The organism is Mesorhizobium sp. B2-4-18 (assembly GCF_006441385.1).
In the GTDB taxonomy this organism is placed as follows: domain Bacteria; phylum Pseudomonadota; class Alphaproteobacteria; order Rhizobiales; family Rhizobiaceae; genus Mesorhizobium; species Mesorhizobium australicum.
Map to the genome: position 1 here is coordinate 345,879 of NZ_VFUW01000007.1, position 7,497 is coordinate 353,375.

General features: G+C 60.3%; 5 protein-coding genes. 4 read left to right on the top strand and 1 reads right to left on the bottom strand.

Annotation, left to right across the window (positions count from 1 at the left end; translation table 11 throughout):
* Positions 1-20: 20 nt before the first annotated feature.
* The 3 genes from FJ527_RS19260 to FJ527_RS19270 are packed head-to-tail and all read left to right on the top strand — an operon-like array spanning position 21 to position 4,124.
* On the top strand, positions 21-2,153 hold the full coding sequence (locus FJ527_RS19260; RefSeq protein ID WP_140793427.1) for a type I secretion system permease/ATPase: 2,133 nt from the start codon (positions 21-23) through the stop codon (positions 2,151-2,153).
* 50 nt (positions 2,154-2,203) lie between these two features.
* The gene (locus FJ527_RS19265) at positions 2,204-3,493 is read left to right on the top strand and encodes an HlyD family type I secretion periplasmic adaptor subunit (protein WP_140718404.1); all 1,290 of its coding nucleotides are present in this window, start codon (positions 2,204-2,206) and stop codon (positions 3,491-3,493) included.
* Complete coding sequence (locus FJ527_RS19270; RefSeq protein ID WP_140618714.1) at positions 3,483-4,124, top strand: ribbon-helix-helix domain-containing protein; 642 nt, start codon at positions 3,483-3,485, stop codon at positions 4,122-4,124. The genes FJ527_RS19265 and FJ527_RS19270 overlap by 11 nt, the downstream gene beginning before the upstream one ends.
* 132 nt (positions 4,125-4,256) lie before the next feature.
* Here FJ527_RS19270 and FJ527_RS19275 read toward each other — a convergent pair whose 3' ends face one another.
* Positions 4,257-5,210 carry a transglutaminase-like cysteine peptidase gene (locus FJ527_RS19275; RefSeq protein ID WP_140823855.1) on the bottom strand — a complete coding sequence of 318 codons (954 nt, stop codon included), beginning with the start codon at positions 5,208-5,210 and terminating at the stop codon, positions 4,257-4,259.
* A 324-nt stretch (positions 5,211-5,534) separates the two neighbouring features.
* Between FJ527_RS19275 and FJ527_RS19280 the strand changes: the two genes are divergently transcribed.
* Positions 5,535-7,497 (top strand): Ig-like domain-containing protein (locus FJ527_RS19280; protein ID WP_210241253.1); only part of this gene is annotated, 1,963 nt, incomplete at its 3' end.

The window sequence follows — 7,497 nt, forward strand, 5'->3', positions numbered from 1 at the left end:
AGGGTTCTGGCGGGCGGGTCGTGAATCAGCAGCCACATATTCTGTCGCCCAAGGAGGCGTTCAAGGCCTGCTTTTCGGCGGTGGCTGCCTATCTCGGCAGGCCGAGCGCCGAGACCGTGCTGTTTGCCGGAGTGCCGATTTCGGACACGCGCATCGAGGTCACCGAGATCCGGCATCTTGCCGAGCGCATCGGTCTCGAGACCCAGGAATTCAACCATCGCGACTTCCTGCGCGGTCGTGTCGATCTTCCGGCAATTCTCTTCCGTGTCAGTCAGTTGCCGGTCGCTCTGCTGGCGGAAATCGACGGCGACGGGTATCTTACGGCCCCGCAGGAAGACGGGCGCACGACTATCGGCAAATCCGAGCTGGCCGCAAGTTACATCAGTGGCGGTGTATCCTTCTCGATCACCTATGCCAACGCCACCGAGGGCATGAAGGTCGGGTCGGCGCAGCAGATCGAGCGGCGCCATTGGCTGACGGGGACGATGGGCGCTTTCTGGCGCACCTATTCCAAGGTCGTGCTGTCGGCGATCTTCATCAATCTTTTGGCCATCGCCTCGCCGATCTTCACCATGAATGTCTATGACCGCATATTGCCGAACAAGGCGATATCGACGCTTTGGGTGCTGGCGATCGGCATTGGCGCCGTCATTCTCTTCGATCTGCTTTTGAAAACGGCCCGAGCCTCGCTCATCGACTATGCCGGGCGCAAGGCGGACTTGCGGATATCGTATCTGCTGTTCGAGAAGGTGCTGAATTCATCCCTGTCCGCGCGCCCGGGCTCGACAGGCGAATATGCCAACCGCGTCACCCAATATGAGTTCGTCAGGGAATTTTTCACCTCCAACACGATCAGCGTGTTCATCGATACGGCTTTCGTCTTCATCTTCCTGCTCGTCATCTATGCGATCGGCGGCTGGCTGGTCGTCATCCCGGCCCTCGCATTTGTGGCGTCGGTGGTCGTTGGCCTGGTCACGCAACGCCGCATCGGCAAACGGGTCGCAGCCTCCATGAATGAAGCCTCCCAGCGCCAGGCTCTGCTGGTCGAGTCCATCTCCACGCTGGAAACGATCAAGTCGCTGCGAGCCGAAGCCTATTTGCTGAGGAAGTGGGGCGAGCATTCGAAGAATGCGGCCAACACTTCCGAGAAGATCAAGCAGCTCTCGGCGGCGGCCGGCAACATCACCCAGGCCATCCAGCAGCTTGTGACGGTCGCCCTGGTCGTGGCTGGAGCCTACGCCTTTTCGGAAGGGCATGTTTCGACAGGAGCCATCATCGGAACGGTGATGCTGGCGAGCCGGGCCGTGGCTCCGCTCGGCCAGATCGCGATCACCTTGTCGAGATTTCGCCAGGCCATGCTCTCCTTGAGAATGGTGAATTCCATCATGGCACAGCCGGAGGACCGGCCGGATACTGTGGGCTTCGTCAATCGCCCGATTCGCAATGGCGCGATGACGTTCAAGAATGTCGGCTTTGTCTACCCCGGATCGGAAAACGAGGTTCTGTCCGGCCTGAACTTTTCGGTGAAGCCGGGAGAGCGCATCGGCATCATCGGCCGCATCGGATCGGGCAAGACGACGATGGGACGCCTGATCGGCAGGCTTTTTCTGCCAAGCTCCGGCGAATTGCTGCTGGATGGCATCGACATCCGCCAGTATCACCCGTCAGAGGTGCGCGCCGCCGTCGGCATCGTCGCGCAAGCCGGCGATCTGTTTTCGGGCACCATCAAGGAGAACCTGCTGATGGCATCTCCGGAGGCGACCGACGAGCAGATCATCGAAGCCGCGAAAGCCGCCGGCGTCGACGAGTTCGTGTCTCGCCACCCGCGTGGCTACGACATGAACGTCGGTGAACGGGGCACCAATCTTTCCGGCGGGCAGAGACAGACGGTGGCGATCGCCCGGCTGCTTTTGACCAAGCCGAAGATCGTCTTTCTGGATGAACCGTCCGGCTCGATGGATCTGGCGTCGGAACGGCAACTGATAAAGCAACTCAAGACCGCTTTCGACCACAACACGACGCTGATCGTCTCGACGCATCGCTTCAGCATGCTCGAATTGGCTGATCGCCTCATTGTTATCGAACAAGGAAAGATAGTTGCCGACGGGCCAAAAGAACAAGTCATTCAGGCGCTGCAGAGAACGAATTCCTGAATGAACAAATTATATCGGGCTGAAACCGATATGATAACGGGGCGTGGGAAATGCTTGCCAGGGAAGACCGCCCGCCGCTTTTCGCGACGGCGTCCATATTCATCATAGGGGCGCTCTTCGTCGCCTTTGTCGCTTGGTCGTCCTTCGCCGAGGTCGACGAGATCGCGCGTGGCGACGGCAAGGTCATACCGGCCTCCAAGACCCAGGTCATTCAAGCCAGCGAGCCGGGCGTCGTTCAGGAAATCGCCGTGAAGGTGGGGCAGGTCGTCAGGAAGAACGACCTTATTATCCGCCTCGACAATACTTTGAACACATCCAGCCTCGGCGAACAGCAAGCCAAGGCGCGGGCCCTGCAAACACGCATCGCCAGGCTCAAATACGAACAGAGCGGCAGCATCACCGGATCGTTTCCCTGTCCGCAGGACATCCAATCCGTGGCGCCGGAAATCTGTGACAACGAACAAAATCTCCTCGTTGCCCGGCGCGAAAACTTCGACAACAAGCTGTCGGTGCTCAAGTCGCGACTCGACCAGCGCGAAAAAGAACTGGACGAGGCGAACGCCAATCTCGACCGCCTGACAAAAAACCTGGCTGTGAGCGACCAGCAGGCGAAGCTGGTCGAGGCGATGGTCAAGAAAGGTCTGATGGCAAGGACCGAGCAGCTTAAGGTCGAGCAGGAACAGACCGAACTCAACGGCCAATTGAACCTGGCCGGCGAGACGATAAAGAAGGGCAAGTCGGCGATCACCGAGGCGCAGCTCCAGGTCGAGGAACTCGGGCTGCAGTTGAAGCAGGAAGCGCTCGATGACCTGACGCAGGCCTTGGCCGATCTTTCAGTGGTGGACGAAACCATTCGCGGCGCGACCGACAAGGTCGCGCGAACGGATATCCGCTCGCCGGTGGACGGCATCGTCAACACGATGGAACTGAACACCGTCGGCGCCTTCGTCCAGCCGGGTACTGTCGTGGCCGGCATCGTGCCCACTTCCGAGACATTGCTGGTCGAAGCACGTGTTTCGCCCCGCGATGTCGCGTTTATCCGCCCAGATCAGGATGCCTTGATCAAAGTCACGGCTTATGATTTCTCGATCTTTGGCGGCATTGAAGGCAAGGTTTCAAACATTACCGCCGACAGCCTGGTCGATCAGAAGACGGGCGAGCCCTACTATCAGGTGCGTGTTTCAACCGATAGATCGACACTGGAGCGAGACGGAAAGGCATATTCGATCATCCCCGGCATGATCTGTTCCGTGGATATCAAGACCGGTCGCAAGACGATCCTGAGCTACCTGCTGAAGCCGATCAACAAAGCCCGCCAGGAGGCAATGAGTGAGCGCTAGCGCCACCTCTCCCGCGACCCGGAGCGACCACTTGCTTCTGCCACTCCCGACAGAAGATTTCGAACTCGAGTTCCGCGTCGTGGCGCGCGGCGGCATCAGGCGCGGCATTCGGCTTGAACGGGCTTTCTGGGTTTCGCTGAAACAGATGGCTGAAAGCCGCAAATGCACGATCGGCATGCTGGTCGACGAGATCGCCGAAGGTCACGCGGAGAAAGGAAACTTGACCTCGGCAATCCGGGTGGCCTGCATACGCGAGTTGGGGCGCGAGAATCTGAATTTGCGTAGGCTTGCATCGATCAGGACGATAAACGCCATTCTGCTTGCCTGCCCGTCGCCGGCCTTCGCCTTGGCCTCGACGAAGAAGATCGTGACCTTCAATGCGCCGTTCCAGCAATTGGTCAAACGACAATTGCCGGCGGCATTCGACGAAGACACGCGCCAGGACCTGAAGCTGGCGCTGGATCTCAACGTGGCCGATATATTCGCCCGCCTCGACACCAATGGCGATGTTGCCGTTGCGAGCGGATTTGTGATTGGAGCCGGCGAACGCCGTTACCGGGGCCAATTGAACGTGGTGCGGGCGCCGGTGCTGGACCTGGAATTGCTGATGGCTTTCGTCTTCAACGGCTAGCGCCGTTCCTCGTTTCACGCAAACGCTGAACCGCCCTATCTGCTGACGCAATTCCGCCGGAAAACCACCAAGGGACTTTTCCCGAAATTGTCCGCCAATCAACCGGGACAAGAAAGCCGGCGCGCGGGCCCCTTACTTGACTTCCGCCTGGACGCCTTCGCCAGGGGCGACGGTTGCGAAACCGCCCTTGACATCGGCCATCTGGGCGTCTCCCGATTTGGACCCGTGGATCCAGGCCCGGTCGGTGCTGAACGAGTACAGTGGCTGATAATTCGGAAGGGCGCTGTCCTTGAGCACCGTATCGTTGAGACTGTCGAGAATATAAGCGCCGCTTGCGGTGCTGACCGAAAGCACGGCGTGGAAGAAGCCCCGCTTGCGGTCCTGGAGAACGACGAGCGACATGCTGCGTGCCGGAATGCCGGCCCTCAGCAACGCGGTCATCTTGAGAATGGCGAAGTCCTCGCAGTCGCCAGCACGATTGGCGAGGATCTCCGAAGGCTTCGCCCAGTAATCAAGCTTGCCGTAAACGACGCTGTCCTTCTTATAGGCGATCAGGTGGTTGATGCCGCTGTCGATGAACGACAGTTTTTCGACGAACCCCTTGCCTTGGGCGGCCGAGACCATGGCCGCGAAGGCTGGGCTCTCGTGGTCACAGGGGCTGCCCGCGGTGCAAGCGGTTATGGCTCGGTAGACCGGTGCCCAACGCGCCGAAACGGGAAAATTGCGCATGGACAGCGCAACCGACCCGAACACGCCCGGGATAATCGACGCCGTCTGCATCGGGTCGACACCCCTGCCCTCTTGCGCCATCGAGGCGCTGGACCCGTCTTGAGCGGAAACGGGACCATATCCGTTCAGGACAAGGCTGATCCGGTAGGGGGTGGCCGGCTGCCAGGGCTGGTATCTCTGCAGCGAAATGCCGCCGAGGCCAAGCGGCGCCTGGACCACTCCAAGCAGTGCTGCTTCGGGCATGAAATTCCTGATGACGGGTCCGGCAAGGGCTGGCTGCGCCGAGCCGGCTATCCCCACCGCCAGCAGAAGCAGCTTGAGCTTGCACTTCCCCGGAGCATTCCTTTGTTTTTTCATGACGCCCACCTTTAACTGTGGGACGCTACCAATTTTGTCTCAAATTACTGAAAAGGAAGATGGATAAGTTTCCTACGAATTCACTTTGCTGATTTTAGTAAAATTTTACATGTATTTATACTTATATTTACCAAGTTTTCCGCGCCGCCGGTGGCGAAGCGCTATGCCTTCCAGACAACATATAACTGATTATATGTTCACAGTTTACCAAGCGTAAAAAAAGTCATCGGAGGCATATCCAAATATATAGAATGCATTGACGGACCGTTGCAAAGTCAAGCCGCCGCCTGTCTCTATCCGGGAAATACCGGAGGGGTTTGAGCTATGGCGAACAGTATTGAACTGGACAATCTTTCGAACTCGTGGGACGAGCATTCCGTCTCCAGCGATCATCACGACCTGACAGCGCCGACCCAGGTGGTGGCGCAAGCCGCGCCGGCCGAGCAAGCGGCGGCACCGGTCCAAACAGCGCCGGCCGCGGCCGAGCCTGTGCCGGTCGATGTCGGTGGCGGTGCGCCGGCGGCAGCTCCGCCAGCGGCAAACGCCCCGCACGAATACGTCGCGGACGCAAGCAACGTCGTCAAACTTCCCGCCAATGTCTCGATCGACAACATCAAGGTCGACGGCCACAACCTCGTGCTCGAGCAGGCGGACGGCTCGGTCATCGTCATCAAGGACGGTGCCCTGCATGTGCCGACCTTCATCATCGGCGACGTCGAAGTGCCGCGCGTGGCCTTGATCGCAGCGCTGGAAGCGAGCCATGTCGATGTCGCCTTTGGCGCGGACGGCTCGATATCGGCCGGTGGCAGCACGACCTCGAGCGCCGGCGGGAATTTCGAACAGCCTGCCGGCGGGATCGGCGACGGCTTCGGCCTGTCGGCGCTCCTGCCGCCGACGGACCTGCAGTTTGGGCAGCTCGAGCGGCATGAGCTGTTTCCCTCTTTGGTCGACAGAGGCGTCTCCGTCGTGGCCATGTCGCTGACCAACCCTGATCAGGCGGCCAGCGAAACCGGACTCGATGGCGGCGCGCAACAATCGCCGGGCAGCGAGGCACCGACCAACTCCGAAACTTCCGGCGTCGGGACGATCAGCATCGACGCACCCGATGGCATCGGCTCGATCGTCATCAACGGCACCACCGTGACCGGCGTCGGCCAGCAAATTTCAGGGCAGTTCGGCTACATCACGATCCTGTCGTACGATCCTGGCACGGGTGCCATCCAGTATGACTACACCGTGACCCAGTCGGTGACGCATCCCGTCAGCACGACCGGATACGACGCCAACGATACGGTTCCGGACAATTTCAGCATCACCGTCACGGATGTCGACGGCGATACGGCGAGCACGACCTTCACCGTTGCCATCATCGACGACGTGCCGACGGCGGTTGTCGACACCGACAGTACCACGGAAGGCGGCACAGCGAATGGCAACGTGATCACCGGGCTTGGTAGCGACGGCAATGCTGCCGGCGGCGACACCAAGGGCGCGGACGGCGCCTCGGTGAGCGGAGTTACGGGCGCCGGGGCAACGACGGTGGTAGGCGGCGACTTCCATGTCGTCGGCCAGTACGGCACGCTGACGCTGAACCCGGACGGCACTTATAGCTATGTAGCCAACTCCAACATCAACAACGCCTCTCCGGTGACCGACACCTTCACCTACACGCTGAAGGACGGCGACGGCGACACCTCGCAGACGACGCTCAATATCACCATAGGCGATGGGGAAGGCCCGTCGGTGGTCTTGAACGCCATCATTTCGGTGGACGAGGCAGGGCTCGGCACCGCCAATGCGACCGGCAGCGCGGCCGCGACCAACGTCGAGGACGGCAGCGGGACGGTAACGTTCCACGCCGGTTCCGACAACATCACCGGGCTGGCGTTCTCGTCGGTTGCCGGGATCACGGCGGATGTCAACGGAGTTGCCGGCGCCGACATCGTCTGGACGCTGGCGGGGCCGACTCAGATTGTCGGTTCCATCAACGGCATCGAAGCCATCCAGATCGACCTCGTCGCATCGTCCCTGCCGATCCTGGCGGGAGGTAACGGCTCGGCGACAGTCAATGTGACGCTGCTCGACAACTTCCCGCATCCCGACGCGGGCGGACAGAACATCATCAACCTGACCGGCATCAACGTGGTCGCCACCGATACGGACGGTAGCCAGGCCAGCGCGACGGTTCAGGTTAATGTTACTGATGACGTGCCGCACGCCAACAACGACAGTGCCACGCAGGCGACGGAGAATGCGCCGTTCACGATCGACGCGCTCACCAACGACG

Coding starts and splice junctions, on each gene's coding strand:
- FJ527_RS19265 (WP_140718404.1), top strand. CDS start 2,204: ATGCTTGCCAGGGAAGACCGCCCGCCGCTTTTCGCGACGGCGTCCATA.
- FJ527_RS19275 (WP_140823855.1), bottom strand. CDS start 5,210: ATGAAAAAACAAAGGAATGCTCCGGGGAAGTGCAAGCTCAAGCTGCTT.